This window comes from Natrarchaeobaculum aegyptiacum (assembly GCF_002156705.1).
Classification (GTDB): domain Archaea; phylum Halobacteriota; class Halobacteria; order Halobacteriales; family Natrialbaceae; genus Natrarchaeobaculum; species Natrarchaeobaculum aegyptiacum.
This window is the reverse complement of the sequence record NZ_CP019893.1, coordinates 3585911-3601280: the sequence shown is the minus strand read 5'-3', so window position 1 is coordinate 3601280 and position 15370 is coordinate 3585911. Positions and strand designations below refer to the sequence as shown.

Below are 15370 nucleotides of genomic sequence, written 5' to 3'. Positions count from 1 at the left end.
GACACAGGATTCTCAACAGGTGGCAGACCGACTCGAACGTGAGATACATAGATGGGTGGTGATTTATAGTGTCGCCGTTCGAACGGCCCGTATGGAGACGCGGAAGGTCCAGGTGACCGGCGGATCTACGTATACGGTATCGCTGCCGAAGACGTGGGCGACCGAAAACGGCGTCGAGGCTGGGACGACCGTCGAGTTCTTCCCGGAAGGTGATTCGCTCCTGTTGACGCCCCGGTCGGAGTCGAGACGTCAGGAAGGAACGCTCGACGTCTCCGATCTCGAGGGCGAACGACTCACCCGGGCCGTGATGACGATGTACGTCAGCGGCTTCGACATCATTCGACTTCAGGCGACCCGGATCACGACCGAGCAACGGCGGGCGATCCGGGACGCCACCCAGAGTCTGGTCGGCGTCGAGATCCTGGAGGAGACCACCGACAGCGTCGTCATTCAGGACTTGCTCGACTCCTCGGAGCTCTCGATCGTCAACGCCGTCTCGCGGATGCGCCTGATCGCCATTTCGATGCTCGCAGACGCCGTCACCGCGCTGATCGAGAACGACGACGACGTCGCACTCGACGTGATCGAACGCGACGACGACGTCGACCGTCTCTGGCTCGTGGTCTCCCGGATCTTCCGGGCGACGCTTCGCTCGCCTCGCGCCGCAGAGGAACTGGGGGTCCCCCGCGAGGACTGTTTCGACTACCACTCGAGTGCGCGCCAGCTCGAGCGCGTCGCCGACCACGCCGCCAAGATCTCGAATCTCGCGCTGAAACTCGACGACATTCCAGCGGACGTCGCCGACGCCCTCGCCGACCTTCGCGCGGATGCCTCTGACGTCCTCGAGAAGGCGATGGACGCCCTCTACGCCGAAGATTCCGACGAAGCGAACCAGCTCGGACACGCCGCACGCGAGGCCGTCCTCGAGATCGACGAACACACGCGCACGATCGACGACATGCTCCGCGAGTTAGATCCGATCCAGGCCCAGTCGCTCGGGTTGATCGTCGACTCGCTCTCACGGAGCGCCGACTACGGCGGGAACATCGCGGAGACGGCCCTCCAGAAGGCGGCCCCACGGCCCTGATCGGGTAGCGAGGGGTGGTCGTCCGAGCGCCGAACGGAGCGGGCGGAGATTCGCCCGAGAACGTTCGTTTCAAGTGGTTCAATCCAGTATCGGTGGCTAACGAATGAGTGAGGATTTCTACGAGATCCTCGGCGTGAGCCGGGACGCCTCAGCCGAGGAGATCAAGCAGGCATACCGGTCGAAGGCGACGGAGTACCATCCGGACGTCAGCGACGACCCGGACGCCGAGGAGAAGTTCAAGAAGATCCAGAAGGCAAAACAGGTCCTCACCGACGACGATAAGCGCGAGGCCTACGACCGGATGGGTCACGAGCGCTACGAGCAGGCCGAGAAACACGGTTTCGACGCTGGCGAGGGCGGCGGCATGGGCGGGGACCCGTTCGGCGGCATGGGCGGCATGGGCGGCGGTGGGGGCCTCGGCGACCTCTTCGAACAGGTTTTCGGCGGTGGCGGCGGCCGCGGTCGCCGTCGTCCACGCAAGGGCCGTGATCTTCGCACCGAACTCGAGATCGACCTCGAGGAAGCCTTCGAGGGTGCGGAAAAACAGTTCACGCTCGAGCGTCCCGAGGCCTGTGACGCCTGTGACGGCGACGGCCATCCGCCCGACGCCGACGCCCGGACCTGCCCCGAGTGTCAGGGTCGCGGGCAGGTCACACAGGTCCAGCAGACGCCGCTCGGGCGAGTCCAGCAGACGACTGCGTGTCGACGCTGTGGCGGCGAAGGTACCCTCTACAGCGAGACCTGCAGCGAGTGTCACGGCGAGGGGTACGTCCGCAACGAAGCTACCCTGACGATCGACGTCCCGCCGGGAATCGACGACGGCCAGACCCTCCGGATGGAAGGCGAGGGAGCACCAAGTCCCGAGGGCGGTCCCCACGGTGACCTCCTGATCGACGTCAGGGTCCGCGAACACGGCGAGTTCGAACGCGAAGGCGACGACCTCCGATACCACTTACCGATCTCGTTCCCGCAGGCAGTCTTCGGCGACACCGTCTCGGTTCCCACCCTCGACGGGACCGTCGAGTTCGACGTCCCGAAGGCCACCCAGAGCGGCGAGACGTTCCGCCTCGAGGGCAAGGGAATGCCCCGCCTGCGCGGTCGCGGTCAGGGTGACCTCTACGTGCAGGTGCAGGTCGTTACCCCCAAGCAGCTAAACGAGGAACAACGCGAGGCACTCGAGGCGTTCGCCGAGGCGGGCGGCGACGAAATCGACGTCAGCGAGGGCTTCTTCGAGAAGATCAAACGGGCGTTTTAGGGCGTCTGCGCGACGCCACTCGAGTCGACGACTGGTACACCACGGAAAGTCGCGGCGACGTGCACCGACTGTGGACGCTCGTACGCGAGCACGCAACGAGCCGATGGTGAAGTCCGTCCGATCGGGCAGCCCTCGGGATGTCGGTGCGGAAGCGCCACGTTCGAGGTGTTCTGCGACGAGTGACGGTCTGGTCTGTCGCTCGAGGAAAGCCCGATTCCTCCGGGATGAACCGACGAGATCATCCTCTGCGTTCTGATTCCGCTGTCGTGGTGGCAACCTCCTGCAGGCCGACTCGAGTCGGCGGCCTTTTTTCGTCTCCCGCCCGAGTACCGGGTATGACTGCGACAACGGTGGACGAGTTGCTGACCGGCGACCTCGAGCCCGATCGAACGGCGCTCGTCGACGCCACCGGGCGGGCGTTCGATCACCACTGGCTCTGCAGTACGGCCTGGCAATCGGGGAACTTCCTGCGCCACCTCGGCGTTCGAAACGGGGTAACGGTCGGAATCGTGGGGGAGGGTCCGTTCGCGCTACTCGCACATCTCGGGAGTACGTTGCTCGAGGCGACCACGCGGTTCGACCCGCCGTCTGATCTCGGTGAGGTCGAGAACGTTCGTGCGTTCGTCGCGCCGGTCCCGGTCGTCGAGTCCGGCGCGTACGAGCTGCCGCGAGGAACCCAGCGCGTGGGGTACGGCGCGAAACCCGAGGAAGCGGGCGTCCACCACTTCGACGCCGGCGTCTGGACCGAGAACCCGGCGTTTCCGCCGCTCGAGGTCGACCCCGACACGGCGTACCTGACCGACGGTGATCGGACGCTCACCCACGGAGAGGCACTCGAGGCGGCCCGATCGGTCGTCGACGACTACGGGATCGAAGCTGGCGACCGCGTCGTCGTCCGTGACTCACTCGCCGCACCGGGAGCGGTCGTCGCTGGCGTGCTCGTCCCACTGCTCGTCGACGGGGTGATCGTGCTAACGGGTGACGACGAGGTGCCCGACGAACACGGTGCGTTCGCCGTCGCGACGGCGTCGGCACCGGAACCGACGCGGATCGATCCCCGGACCCTCGAGTACTGAGACGGATTGCTGTGCCTGATTGCCGCCGCTGACCGGGACCGTCGCTTACAAATCACCGCTCCTCGTATCATCGGTCGTGAAACTCGAGTGTTGCTTCTACGGGCCGTTCCGGGACGCCATCGGCGAGAAGTCGCTCGTCCGCGAGACCGACTGCGAGACCGTCGGCGACCTGCTCGCGGAACTCGAGGAAGCGTACCCCGCTCTCGAGGGCGAGATCCTCGCGGACGATGGCTCGGAACTCGCAGGTGACACGGTCGTCTCGAGGAACGGGCGACACGTCGTCCACCTCGACGGACTGGCGACCGACCTCGAGGACGGCGACGTGATCCGGCTGGTGCCGTCGGTCTACGGCGGATGACTCGCCCCTGCCAGCGTCGAGCCAGCGCACGGTGTCTGGCCTCGAGCGGCTGTGGGCGGACGCTGAATCGAACCGACCGGGCGATCGCCCGGTTCACGATGCTCGGGAACGCACCGTTTTCCGTCTACGAACTCACGATCCCGCTGTTCGTGGTGATCTGGCTCGACGCGTTCGACGTGTCCGCGGCCGTGCTGGGAACGGTCGTCGCGGTCGACTACGCACTGATCGGCGTCGGCGCTCTCGAGCGAGGCTCTCGCCGACCGGATCGGTTCGAAACGCCTCGTCGACGCCTCGATGGCGGGAATGGGCGGCGGGTTCGCGCTCGTCCTCTGGGGGCCACAGCGAGCCTGTCTCACTCCGCCGGCCTCTCGTTGATCACTCCCGGCTCTCACTCACAGTGAACCGTCCTGCCTACCACGGCGTCGCGGGCAACGTCGGGACCGCCTTCGGTCCACTCGTCGCCGCGATCGAGTTGCTCGTCCTCGAGTGGCGACTCCGCCGCGGAGGCGTCGATCGCCGGGGTTGCGATCACGTACGGCGGGACCGCACTGCTCTTGGTCGTTCTGGCAGCGTTCCCGGCCATCGGCCTCCTGCTCCGCTGGTATCTCGTCGTGAGCACGTCGGGTCCGTGATCGTGATCCGGTCCCGGACGACCAACCGTCAGTCGTCCGCGACTGCCGGCTCGGCCGACAGCTCCGAAACGACGCCCTCGTCCGTCCAGCCGCGAGCCGCGTAGTACTCGTCGATCGCTTCCTCGAGGTCCGGCAACTCGTAGGGCACCTGATCGTCCTCGCGGTCGAAGCCGCGCTGGTTGTTGAAGTGACGCTCGAGTTCGACGGCCTTCGCCCCGACCTCGAGCAGCTCCTCGTAGTCGGCGTCGAACAGCACTTCCATCCGTTCGGGCGTGACGTAGTCGCGGCCGAAGACACAGATGATGCCGGTGTCGAGGAAGGCGGCGGCGTTCTCGGCTTCCACGAGTCGGTCGGCCTTGCCGAGGGTTCCTTCCGGGTTCAACTCGCCGCTGTACTCGAGCCGAAGCATGCTGGCGTAGAGGTGGTCAGCCCCCCGGTTTGCCACGGCGTAGGAGAGTCCCTGTCCGTGGAGGACGCGCCCGTCGTGGGCGGCAAACTCGAGACCTTTGACGGTCAGGTTCTCGACGCCGAGTTCGTCGTGACAGCGGTCGACCCCTTCCGCGAGCAGGTCGCCGACGCCCTCTCTGTGTGCGATTTTCTCGGTGACTTCCTGAGCCAGTTCGGCGTTGCCGAACTCGTCTTCGCTGGCGAGGTAAGCCGCGACGGTTACCCCCGCGGAAATGGTGTCCATCCCGAGGGTATCACAGAGTTCGTTGCCCCGCATGACGTCCACGAGGTCGCCGACGCCCTGCATCGATCCGAAGGCGTAGATAGTCTCGAACTCCGGCCCCTCCGTCTCGACGCCCGTCTCCTCGTCCCGCGTTGGAAGCTTACAGGCGTACGCACAGGCCGAGCAGGCTCCCTTCTTGTACTTCTTCTCGGCGACGGCCTGCCCGCCGATGTCCTCGGCGTGTTCGAACTCGTAGTCCTCGAAGTAGCGCGTCGGAAGCGAGAACGAGTCGTTGATGAACTCCGTCCCGCCGGCAGTTCCCTGCGACCGCATCCGGTCGTCCGAGGTGGCTGCCTCCCGGTGGACCTCTGACTCCGGCGGGTTCGGAATCTCGAGGGGCGGTTCCTGGTCGCCGTCGAACGTGATGCACTTGACGTTCTTCGCACCGAGGATCGCTCCTAGCCCCCCGCGGCCGAACGCCCGCGAGTCGAAGGTCATTACCGAGGCAAAGCGCACGAGGTTCTCGCCGGCCGGCCCGATAGCGACGCAGTTGTCGGGACCGAGACCGTGGGTGTCTGCCATGTACTCGGAGGTCTTCGGGACGGTCGCTCCCTCGAGTTCTGGAACTTCCTCGAACTCGATGCCAGAATCGGTGACGTGGATCGCGAGCAGGTCGTCGCTCTCGCCGACCAGCTCGAGGACGCTGATGCCGGTGGCGACGAAGTTTCGCGAGAGATATCCCCCCGCGTTCGCGGAGGCCAGTCCGTCGGTCAGTGGCGAGAGGCCGGTCAGGTTCATTCGACCTGTAAAGGACATCTGTGACTGCTGGAGCGGCCCCGTCGAGAGGTACGCACGGTTCTCGGGACCGAACGGGTCGGCGTCGAACGGAATCCGGTCGTGAGCCAGTGCCGTGGCGAGCGCTCGCCCCCCGACGTAGGTCTCGAGGGACTCGTCGATTTCCGTCTCGGTGGCCGTTCGGTCACCGACGTCGACGGTGAGCATCGGCCCGGTCGCGTGTAGCATGTTCACACGGTATCAGGTGAACCATCTTAGTTGTACGTTTGTTCCGGTCGAGGTCACAGTAGAGGCCGCGACGGACCGAACCGGTGAGGCCAGCCACCATCGCCGTCATCGCGGCATCTGCCGGCGGCCGCTTTTTGCCTCGAGCGGCGGTAGCTACCGTATGAACGACGACCGATGGGGCCACCTTCGAACGCAGTGCGAGGCACTCGAGCCCGGTTCGGTACTCCTCACGCCGGTGTCGGACCGACGGTTCGACGTGCGCCGAACCGACGCGGACCTAATCGTCGTCTCCTTCGCCGACAGCGGCGAGGAACGGCCCCTCTGGCGCGAGCAGTTCTCCGTGCTGGTCGACCAGCTAGAGACCGATCGGATCGACCTCGACGCGCTACAACCGGGCGTCGAACCGTACGCTGTGATCCTCTCGCTGGCCGACGAGTTCGCCGTCCGGGCCGACGCACTCGTATACGAGCCTGATTCCGACGTCGACGCAGACGAAGGCGAGGACAACCCGTTTGTCGTCCCCGCCAGTGAAGCACGCACGCAGGTCGAACGCATTCACGACGACGCGCTGTTGCTCGCCGCGCTCGTCGAACGCCTCGATCTCGTCGACGAGGCCGACCTCTCGAGGCTCGACACTGACGTACTGACCGACTGCTACGTCCTGTCCTCGGACGTCCAGCGTGGTGCCGACCGCCTGCGGAAAGCCGCACGAGAGCCGATCCTCGAGCGACTCGGTCCCGATCAGACGCTCCACGGTCGGTACGGAACCGTCCGTCGAACGACCAGAACGCGCCGACGACCGAAGGACGACGAGACGGTATTCGCGGCTCTCGACGACCACGGCGTCCCCCGCGAGTGGGTCACCGGCGTCGATCCCTCGAAACTCGACGTCGTCGTCGAGGCGACCGATCTCGAAGAAACAGACGTCTTCGACGTCGAAGAGACCGTCTACGCCCAGAAGACGGGCATCGACGAAGACGAGAAGTACTCCCGGCTACAGGGGATCGCCGACCGAATCGAGTCGCTCGAGGGGCCCGAGGGCGAGGCACTGCGGGACGAACTCGAGACCATCGAGAACCGACTCGAGGACGCGCTGTCTGCCGACTGACTGCTCCGGACTCGAGTCGACGTGGGCAGTCGACGGTATCCTGTGCCCACAAATTCTTTTGCCCGCAGGTTCCGTACGCGCAGGTATGTACGTACGGGACGCGAAAAACAGGGAGGAGGTCTGGCTGCTCGACAACATCGAGGCACTGGGTCTCGACGCGACGGCGTTTCGATCTCGCGATTACGTGGTCGCCGTCGACGAGGAATCCGGCGAGAAGGCCGGCTTCGGTCGGATTCGCGTCCACCGGACCGACGACGACGAAGACGTCCTCGAACTCACGAGCATCGGCGTCGTCGAGGAGTGGCGCGGCCAGGGCGTCGGCGCACACGTCGTCGAACGCCTCCTCGAGTACGCGGGCGACGAGGGGTTCGAAACGGTCTACACGCTGACCGGCTCGGGGAGCTACCTCGCCCAGTTTGGCTTCCGCCGGATCGACGAATCCGACCTCCCGCCGACGCTGCAGGGACGCCTCGAGGAGAAACGCGATGGCGTCGATCCCGAGGCCGTCCCGTACGCGATCGACGTCGACCGGTTCCGGATGCCCGAACGCCTCCGTGAGTCGTTCAAACGCGCTTCGGACCACGACGAGGGTCACGAAGACGAGGAGACGGCGGAGGACTTCGGGATCGACCCCGATTCGGCGACGTACAAGTACGATACGGGCCGGTAACTGACACAGACGGGTCGGGATCGCATCGCGACCGACCCCGATCGCCCGTCGAGTCTCGCCGCTTCTCGTCTCGTGCTTTTCCGGGCGATCGATCGTACCCATCGGACGAATCATCAAGGTTCAAGCCGGGGCGTCTCGTCGGTATTCCTAATGTTCGATCCCGACGAACTCGAGGAGATTCGTGCCGGTCGCGAGGAGTGGCACGAGGAATCGGTCGAGCCCGTCGTCGACCGCTTCGGCGAGCGAAAGGAGACGTTCACGACGGACACCGGGGGACAGGAGGTCGACCGACTCTACACGCCAGCGGACGTGGCCGACCTCGACTACGAGGAGGACCTGGGCTACCCGGGCGAGCCACCGTACACGCGCGGGGTCTACTCGACGGGCTACCGGGGACGGCTCTGGACGATGCGCCAGTACGCCGGCTTCTCGACGCCTGAGGATACGAACGAGCGGTTTCACTACCTGCTCGACCAGGGCCAGACGGGGCTCTCGATGGCGTTCGACCTGCCGACCCAGATGGGCTACGACTCCGATGCCTCGATGGCCGCCGGCGAGGTCGGGAAGGCTGGCGTCGCGATCGACTCACTCGCGGACATGGAGACCGTCTTCGATGGAATCCCACTCGACGAGGTTTCGACCTCGATGACGATCAACGCGCCCGCGTCCGTCCTGCTCGCACTCTACATCGCGGTGGGAGACCGTCAGGGCGTCGACCGTGAGCAACTCCGCGGGACGATCCAGAACGACCTGCTGAAAGAGTACGCCGCACGAAACACCTACATCTATCCGCCCGAGCCATCGATGCGGATCATCACGGACATCTTCGAATTCTGTGCCGAGGAGACGCCGAAATTCAACACCATCTCCATCTCGGGCTATCACATCCGCGAGGCAGGTGCGACCGCCGCTCAGGAGCTGGCGTTCACGCTCGGTAACGGCATCGAGTACGTCGAGGCAGCGATCGACGCCGGCCTCGACGTCGACGAGTTCGCCCCCCAGCTTTCCTTTTTCTTCAACGGACACAACAACATCTTCGAGGAGGTCGCGAAGTTCCGGGCCGCCCGCCGGATGTGGCACGACATCATGGACGAGCGCTTCGACGCCCAGAATCCCAAGTCCAAACAGCTCAAGTTCCACACCCAGACCGCGGGTTCGATGCTGACCGCCCAGCAGATCGAGAACAACGTGGTCCGGGTGGCCTACCAGGCGCTGGCGGCGGTGCTTGGCGGGACCCAGAGTCTCCATACCAACGGCAAAGACGAGGCGCTCGCGCTCCCGACCGAAGAATCCGTGCGAACTGCACTCCGAACCCAGCAGATTCTCGCCCACGAGTCGGGTGCAGCCGACACGATCGACCCACTCGCCGGCAGCTACTACGTCGAGAGCCTCACCGATCAGGTCGAACAGGAGGCCTACGAACTCCTCGAGGAGGTCGACGACCGCGGCGGCATGCTCGAGGCCATCGACCAGCAGTGGGTCCAGCGACAGATCCAGGATACCGCCTTCGAGCGACAGCGGGAGATCGAAGCAGGCGAGCGGATCATCGTCGGCGTCAACGAGTTCGAAGTCGAAGAAGAGACCGAGATCGACGTCGAAGAGATCACCAAAGAAGACGAACGCCGCAAGATCGCGGGTCTCGAGTCGACGCGGGAAGACCGCGACGACGAGGCCGTCGACGCGAAACTCGAGGCACTCCGCGAGGCCGCCCGGGGTGAGGACAACTTGCTGCCGTACATCATCGACGCGGTGAAAGCGTACGCGACCGTCGGTGAGATCTGTAACGTGATGCGTGACGAATTCGGCGAGTACCAGCCCGGTAGCGCGGTCTGAACGGAATACATCGAGTGGCGGCGACTGTTCAAGTACGATCGACAGCGTGGGTCTTCGCAGAACCCGCGTTTCCACCCGGGTTTTTTCTTTCGTTCGGTGTAGCGCCTCGAGTGTCGCTCAGTCTGTACAGAGTCGTCTGGTCCCTGTCGACGGCCGTAGCGATCGTCGGCGTCGTCGGCCTGGGTCTCGATATCGACCCCCTGGGTGGCGTGCTCGTAGCCGCTGGGGGAGGTATCCTCTCGGTTCTCGCGCTCGTTGCGGCGCTTCGCCACGCCAGAGCAACCACAGCCCAACGGTCTGGTGGCGTACTCCCCGTCGTGTTTGCGGCGGTCGGCTTACTCGCACTTTCGTTGACTGCCAGCGCGACGCTCTCTCCTCGCGTCCCGACGGACGTCCGCGTCGTCCTGTACGCGACCGCAGCCCAGCTGTTCTTGCTCGCCCTCGAAATTCGCCCCTCGAGCGCGTCGCGTGCCGTTCGGTGGTGTCTCCTTTTCGTGGGGCACGGTCTCGTCTTCGTTGGAAGCGCGCGAGTTCTCGGGTGGATCCCATCTGAACCCGGCCTCGCCGTGATCGTCTACATCGTCGGCTTCTCGATACTGGTAGTTCACCAGTTCTGGATGCAACAACTCGTCGACGTAGTGATTCCACCTCAACCGGGGACCGAAGCCCGGTACTGGGAGGGCGTCTTGCTCGTGGTCGTCATCGTTGCCATCGCCGCTGCCGTCGCGTCGAGTTTCACCGCTCGAGAGGGCATCCTGATTCCTGCCGACACCCTGGGTCGGTCGACGGCTGTCGTGGCCGGCGTTGCGTCGGTGATCGTCCTCGCGACGCTCGCCGCTCCAGGTCCACCGCCGACTGCCAGCGAGGTACTCACGAGTACCGGCGCGACCATCGTCGAACACGCTGTCGTGATCGTTCTCGCGTTGAACGCGCTGGTGCTCGCCGTCTTTCTGGTCGCACTAGGGCTCTTTCTGTGGGTGCTCGGCGGATATCTCGGAATTCTCGTACTTAGTGTGACGCTCGAGTATCTCCAGGTCCTGCACGCTCGCCGACGGGTTCGCGAGCCACCCCCGTCGATGCCCGAGGACCCGCCTGTCACCGTCGTAGTCGCGGCTGCCTTCGAAGGGCCAGTGCTCCCCGAAACCCTCGAGCACAACCTCGAGACACTTTCTGCTCTACCGTTCATCGTGGTCCCGGCAACGAAGTCCACGGACGATACCGTCGCCGTGGCTCGACGGTTCGAGACCGAGTATCCCGACCGGCTTCGCGTCATCGAGGGGACGACGGGATCGAAAGCCGGCGACCTCAATGCGGCCTGGGACCACGTGGAGACGCCGTATGCACTCATCGTCGACGCCGACGAGTTCGTCGACGACGAGTTCGTAGCTCGAGGACTGGCTCACCTTCGGGATCACCCCGACGTCGGCGTCGTTCAGGGTCGAAAAGCAGCGGCGCGCCCGGACGAGAGTCAGCTGTCGCGATTTGTCAGCCTCGAACGCCAGTACAGCACGTGGATCGACCACCCGTTCGTCGACGACGTCTTCGAGGCGGGGCACTTCGCCGGGTCGGCAGCGATCTTCCGTCGCGAAGTCTCGCCGTCGGTCGGCGGCTGGACCGAGGGCGTTCTCACCGAGGATATCGAACTGACGATCCGTCTCTACCTCGAGACCGACTGGGAGGTGGTGTACGATCAGCAGATGGTAGTGTGGGAGTCGTCGCCGAAAACGGTCTGGGACCTGGTCCGCCAGCGAATCCGCTGGTCGAGGGGCTGGGCACAGGTGACACGGCTCCACGTCGGCTCTATCTGGCGATCCTGGCGGGAACTCGGCTGGCGGCGAACGCTGGGACTGACGTGGGTGCTGTTTATCCCGGTGAGCTCACCGTTCGTGACTGTTTTCCCGATCTTCTTTCTGCTCTGGTTCATCGGGTTCGCGCCGCCGCTTCCGATTCTCCTCGCCATCGCACTTGCCGTGTTCTTGCTGCCGGCCCGGTCGATCGTGTACGGCTACGCAGCGGTCGCCGATCCGGAGATTCCTGCAACAGTGACGCCGACCCGGGTCGTGGAAACGATCGTTTACGCGAACCTGTGGATCGTCTTCGGATGGGTCGTGCAGCTTCATTCGCTGTATCTACAGGTCGCCGGTTCCCCCGGTGTCTGGGACGTCACGACGAAAACCGTCGCTGGAGTGGACGCGCCGCCGGAGCCACCACACGACCAGGATAGCGAGCGAGAGCGCGAATCGGCGTGATCGCTGCGGTCTCTGTACTACCGCCAATCGAACGGGCCGTCGATCGTCGTTTCCGGCTACTCGTGGCTTCCCTGCGAGCAACTCGAGTGTTAGAACGCTGTGATCGCACGCTCGGATGCCACTCGAAACGTAGTGCTGGCCTTCACCGACAGTAATCTTCGCTTACAGGGCCTGTCGCGGGCCAGCTCGAGGTCGACCCGCTGTTGTCTCCCCATTACAATTGGGCGATTCGGCGTCGCTACGGGTGAGCGAGCGGTCGACGGTCAGCGGCTGGACTGAGCCGGCTCGTTCGTCTGCCTATTCACCACAATGAGTCGACAGGAACACATCGTTCGCGGATTCAAAGCGACACTGGTCGCCCGCGCGGTCTACATGATCTCGAGTGCGCTGTTGATGTGGGTTCTGGCGAGCTATCTGCTCGATCCGGACGGTTACGGCGCGCTCTACTGGGCGATCGGTATCCTCGCGGTCGTCCAGTTGTTCGCAGACCTCGGACTCGGGAAGTCCGTCGCCCGGTACGTCTCGGAGTACCGCGAGACCGACGCCGGCCAGATTCCGTACCTTCTGCGGTCGACAATTGCAGTCAAGCTGATCGTCCTCGCGGTCGTCTGCTACGCACTCTTGCTCTTTCACGAACAGATTGCTATCTTGCTCGGCGATCCGAGCGCCGCGCCCTTTCTCGCCATCGGCGTCCTCTACATCATCGCCAATTCGTTCAACGTCTTCTCGCAGGTCGCTCTCCAGGGATTCAACCGCCTCGAGTACAGCGCCGCTGTACAGGCCATCTCCGGGGCTGCCCGGCTCGCCTTCGCCGTCGCGTTCGTCCTCCTCGGCTTCGGCGCACTGGGGGCGCTGTTCGGCTACGTCGTCGGCTACGCTATCGCCGCCGTGGTCGGCCTCGGGATCATCTACCTCACGTTCTACCGGCCCACCGAGCCCGCCGACGAGTACGAGGAGGGCCTCTCCCGCCGACTGCTCGAGTACAGCGTTCCGTTGACAGCGACCCGGAGTGCGAACGTGATCGACAAGCAAATCGACACGGTCCTCGTGGGCGTCTTCCTGACGCCCACGGCAGTCGCCTTTTACACCCTCGGCAAACAGATCACGGACTTCGTGCTCGCACCCGCAGAATCGCTGGGTTTTACAATCTCACCGAACTTCGGCGAGCAGAAGGCCGCTGGCAAACTCGAGCAGGCTCGCCAGATCTACGAGACGTCGCTGACCCACACGATGCTCGTCTACGTACCCGCCGCCGTGGGGCTCGTCCTCGTCGCCGAGCCGTTCGTCACGTTGGTCTTCGGGGCCGACTACGCTGGTGCCGTCCCGGTGTTGCAAATCCTCGCCGGATTCGTCCTGTTGCAGTCGATCACGAACCTCACGAGCGACAGCCTGGACTACCTCGGGCGTGCCCGCGAACGAGCGATCGCCAAGGGGGCGACCTCGATCGCCAACTTCGGCCTGAACATCCTGTTGATTCCGACGATCGGTGTCGTCGGCGCCGCCATCGCGACGGTGATGACTCACACCGTCTACGTCGCCGTGAACCTCTACGTCGTCCACCTCGAGCTCTCGTTGCGACTTCGGCGGCTCGCCCGCTCGATCGGCCTGATCTGTGCGATCACGGCCGTGATGGCCGGCGCCGTCTGGCTGGTCGTTCCTATGATCTCGAGTCCGGTCATGCTCGTCGGTGCGATCGCGCTTGGAGCGGCCACCTGGGCCGTCCTCGCGGTCGTCAGCGGAATGCTCGATCTTCGACAGGTTCGGTCGGTCGTTCGATCCGGGGAGTCTCACTGAGAGCGAGGGGCCGATCCGTCCATCGGAGGCGTGTGAACAACGGATGACACTGCACGTCCAGTGATCGGCTGAACCCGTCGGTTGACGCGCTCCCCGAACGAAATGCTTCGAAATATGATATTAAGGTGGTGATGAGCGTGTGTCCTGTCGACACGTGTGGAACAGGTTGGGAACGCGAAATACTATCCGGCGGCCTGGCGTTGTAGGTGTATGACCGACGCCGATCCCGTCACTGTTGGGGTACTGAGTCTTCATACGAGCAAGGAAACCAAAGCGATCCTGAACGCCGTCGAGGCGCTGGGGCACGACTCCGAATGGCTTCGAACCGAAAACACGGCGATCAGCGTCACCGACGGGACCGTCGTCCTGGAGCCGGAGGTCGACGTGATCGCCAATCGGATGCTGCTCTCGAACACTGAACACCCTGCCGAGGAGCTCGGGCTCGCGAACACGTTCGCCCAGCTGGTGCCGACGCTCAACACGCCGGCGTCGGTCCTGACAGCGATCCACAAGCTCGCGACGGCGACGACGCTCGCCGCGAACGACGTGCGGACGCCGGACGTCACGCTCGCACTCGACAGCGATACCCTCGCGGCGGCCCGGACGCGCTACGACGACGAGGCCGTCTACAAGACCGCGATCGGCACCCACGGCGGCGGCACCTGGAAGGTCGGCCCCGACGACCCGATCAACGCCAAGGTGGGCAACCGCTACGCCTTCCTGCAGGAACTCGTCGACCGCGACGGCGAGCGCCACCGGGACGTCCGGGTCTACGTCGTCGGCGACGACATCGTCGCCGCGATGTACCGCTACGCACCCGACAACGACTGGCGAACCAACGTCGCCCTCGGTGGGTCCGTCGAAGACGCGACAGACGACCTCCCGCCGGAAGCCCGGGAGATGGCCCGGATGGCCGCCGGTGCCGTCGGGCTGGACTACGCTGGCGTCGACCTCGTTGAGGGCGACGACGGCTGGTTCGTCCTCGAGGTCAACCCCACGGCGGGATTCAAGGGTCTCTACGAGGCGACCCACGTCAGCCCGGCACCCTACATCGCGGCGCTGGCCATCGAACGCGCTGGCGGTAGCGTCGACCAGGGGCGGGTTCGTGAACTGGCGACCGTGCTCGACGACAGCCGCCCGAGCGCCCAGCCGAGCCAGCCCACCCCGGTCTCCGAAGAGCGCGCCGTCATCGGCTACATCGAGGAAGTCGTCCTCTCGGGCACCAGCGGATCGGCGACCGTCCACGCGAAGTCCGACACGGGTGCGACCCGGACCAGTATCGACACCTCGCTGGCCGCCGAAATCGGTGCCGGGCCGATCAAGTCGATCACACGCGTGAAATCCGGCAGCAGCAAGACCACCCGAAGCCGCCCCGTGGTCGACGTCGTCGTCGGCGTCGGCGGCAACCAGCACACCGTCACCGCCAGCGTCGAAGACCGCAGTCACATGGACTACGCCGTCCTCCTCGGCCGGGACATCCTCGAGCACTATCAGGTCGACGTCAGTCGCCGCGTCGACGGGGACGAACTCGACTCGCCCGAAGAAGAAGAGTAGTCCGACGCAGATCTGCGGTTTGGACCAGCTCGAGTGGCGGTCGATACCGGGCCCCGACCGG

At 64.9% G+C, this 15370-nt stretch carries 11 protein-coding genes and 1 pseudogene; 11 read left to right on the top strand and 1 reads right to left on the bottom strand.

Annotated elements, in window-relative coordinates; all coding sequences use genetic code 11:
* Window positions 1-91 precede the first annotated feature (91 nt).
* From B1756_RS17335 to B1756_RS17315, 5 genes and pseudogenes are all read left to right on the top strand, one after another.
* Entirely contained in the window at window positions 92-1087 is a 996-nt protein-coding gene (locus B1756_RS17335) for a phosphate uptake regulator PhoU (protein ID WP_086889683.1), read from the top strand.
* 103 nt (window positions 1088-1190) lie between these two features.
* Window positions 1191-2342, top strand: coding sequence for a molecular chaperone DnaJ (gene dnaJ / locus B1756_RS17330; RefSeq protein WP_086889682.1), 1152 nt, complete (start codon window positions 1191-1193; stop codon window positions 2340-2342).
* A 335-nt stretch (window positions 2343-2677) separates the two neighbouring features.
* Window positions 2678-3418: a hypothetical protein gene (locus B1756_RS17325; RefSeq protein ID WP_086889681.1), complete on the top strand. Its 741-nt coding sequence runs from the start codon at window positions 2678-2680 to the stop codon at window positions 3416-3418.
* A gap of 76 nt (window positions 3419-3494) precedes the next feature.
* Window positions 3495-3776, top strand: coding sequence for a ubiquitin-like small modifier protein 1 (locus B1756_RS17320; RefSeq protein ID WP_086889680.1), 282 nt, complete (start codon window positions 3495-3497; stop codon window positions 3774-3776).
* A gap of 62 nt (window positions 3777-3838) precedes the next feature.
* A pseudogene (locus tag B1756_RS17315) lies at window positions 3839-4272 on the top strand (MFS transporter); the annotation flags it as partial.
* Between the two features lie 164 nt (window positions 4273-4436).
* Here the strand turns inward: B1756_RS17315 and B1756_RS17310 are convergent.
* Window positions 4437-6101 carry an aldehyde ferredoxin oxidoreductase C-terminal domain-containing protein gene (locus tag B1756_RS17310; RefSeq protein ID WP_086889679.1) on the bottom strand — a complete coding sequence of 555 codons (1665 nt, stop codon included), beginning with the start codon at window positions 6099-6101 and terminating at the stop codon, window positions 4437-4439.
* A gap of 160 nt (window positions 6102-6261) precedes the next feature.
* Between B1756_RS17310 and B1756_RS17305 the strand changes: the two genes are divergently transcribed.
* From B1756_RS17305 to B1756_RS17280, 6 genes are all read left to right on the top strand, one after another.
* Entirely contained in the window at window positions 6262-7209 is a 948-nt protein-coding gene (locus B1756_RS17305) for a DUF7983 family protein (RefSeq protein ID WP_086889678.1), read from the top strand.
* A gap of 85 nt (window positions 7210-7294) precedes the next feature.
* Complete coding sequence (locus tag B1756_RS17300) at window positions 7295-7879, top strand: GNAT family N-acetyltransferase (protein WP_086889677.1); 585 nt, start codon at window positions 7295-7297, stop codon at window positions 7877-7879.
* Between the two features lie 150 nt (window positions 7880-8029).
* The gene (locus B1756_RS17295; protein WP_086889676.1) at window positions 8030-9712 is read left to right on the top strand and encodes an acyl-CoA mutase large subunit family protein; all 1683 of its coding nucleotides are present in this window, start codon (window positions 8030-8032) and stop codon (window positions 9710-9712) included.
* Window positions 9713-9822: 110 nt separating this feature from the next.
* The gene (locus B1756_RS17290) at window positions 9823-11961 is read left to right on the top strand and encodes a glycosyltransferase family 2 protein (RefSeq protein ID WP_086889675.1); all 2139 of its coding nucleotides are present in this window, start codon (window positions 9823-9825) and stop codon (window positions 11959-11961) included.
* A 309-nt stretch (window positions 11962-12270) separates the two neighbouring features.
* Window positions 12271-13755, top strand: coding sequence for a flippase (locus tag B1756_RS17285; RefSeq protein ID WP_086889674.1), 1485 nt, complete (start codon window positions 12271-12273; stop codon window positions 13753-13755).
* A 210-nt stretch (window positions 13756-13965) separates the two neighbouring features.
* On the top strand, window positions 13966-15309 hold the full coding sequence (locus tag B1756_RS17280; RefSeq protein WP_086889673.1) for a RimK family alpha-L-glutamate ligase: 1344 nt from the start codon (window positions 13966-13968) through the stop codon (window positions 15307-15309).
* The last annotated feature ends 61 nt before the right edge of the window (window positions 15310-15370 follow it).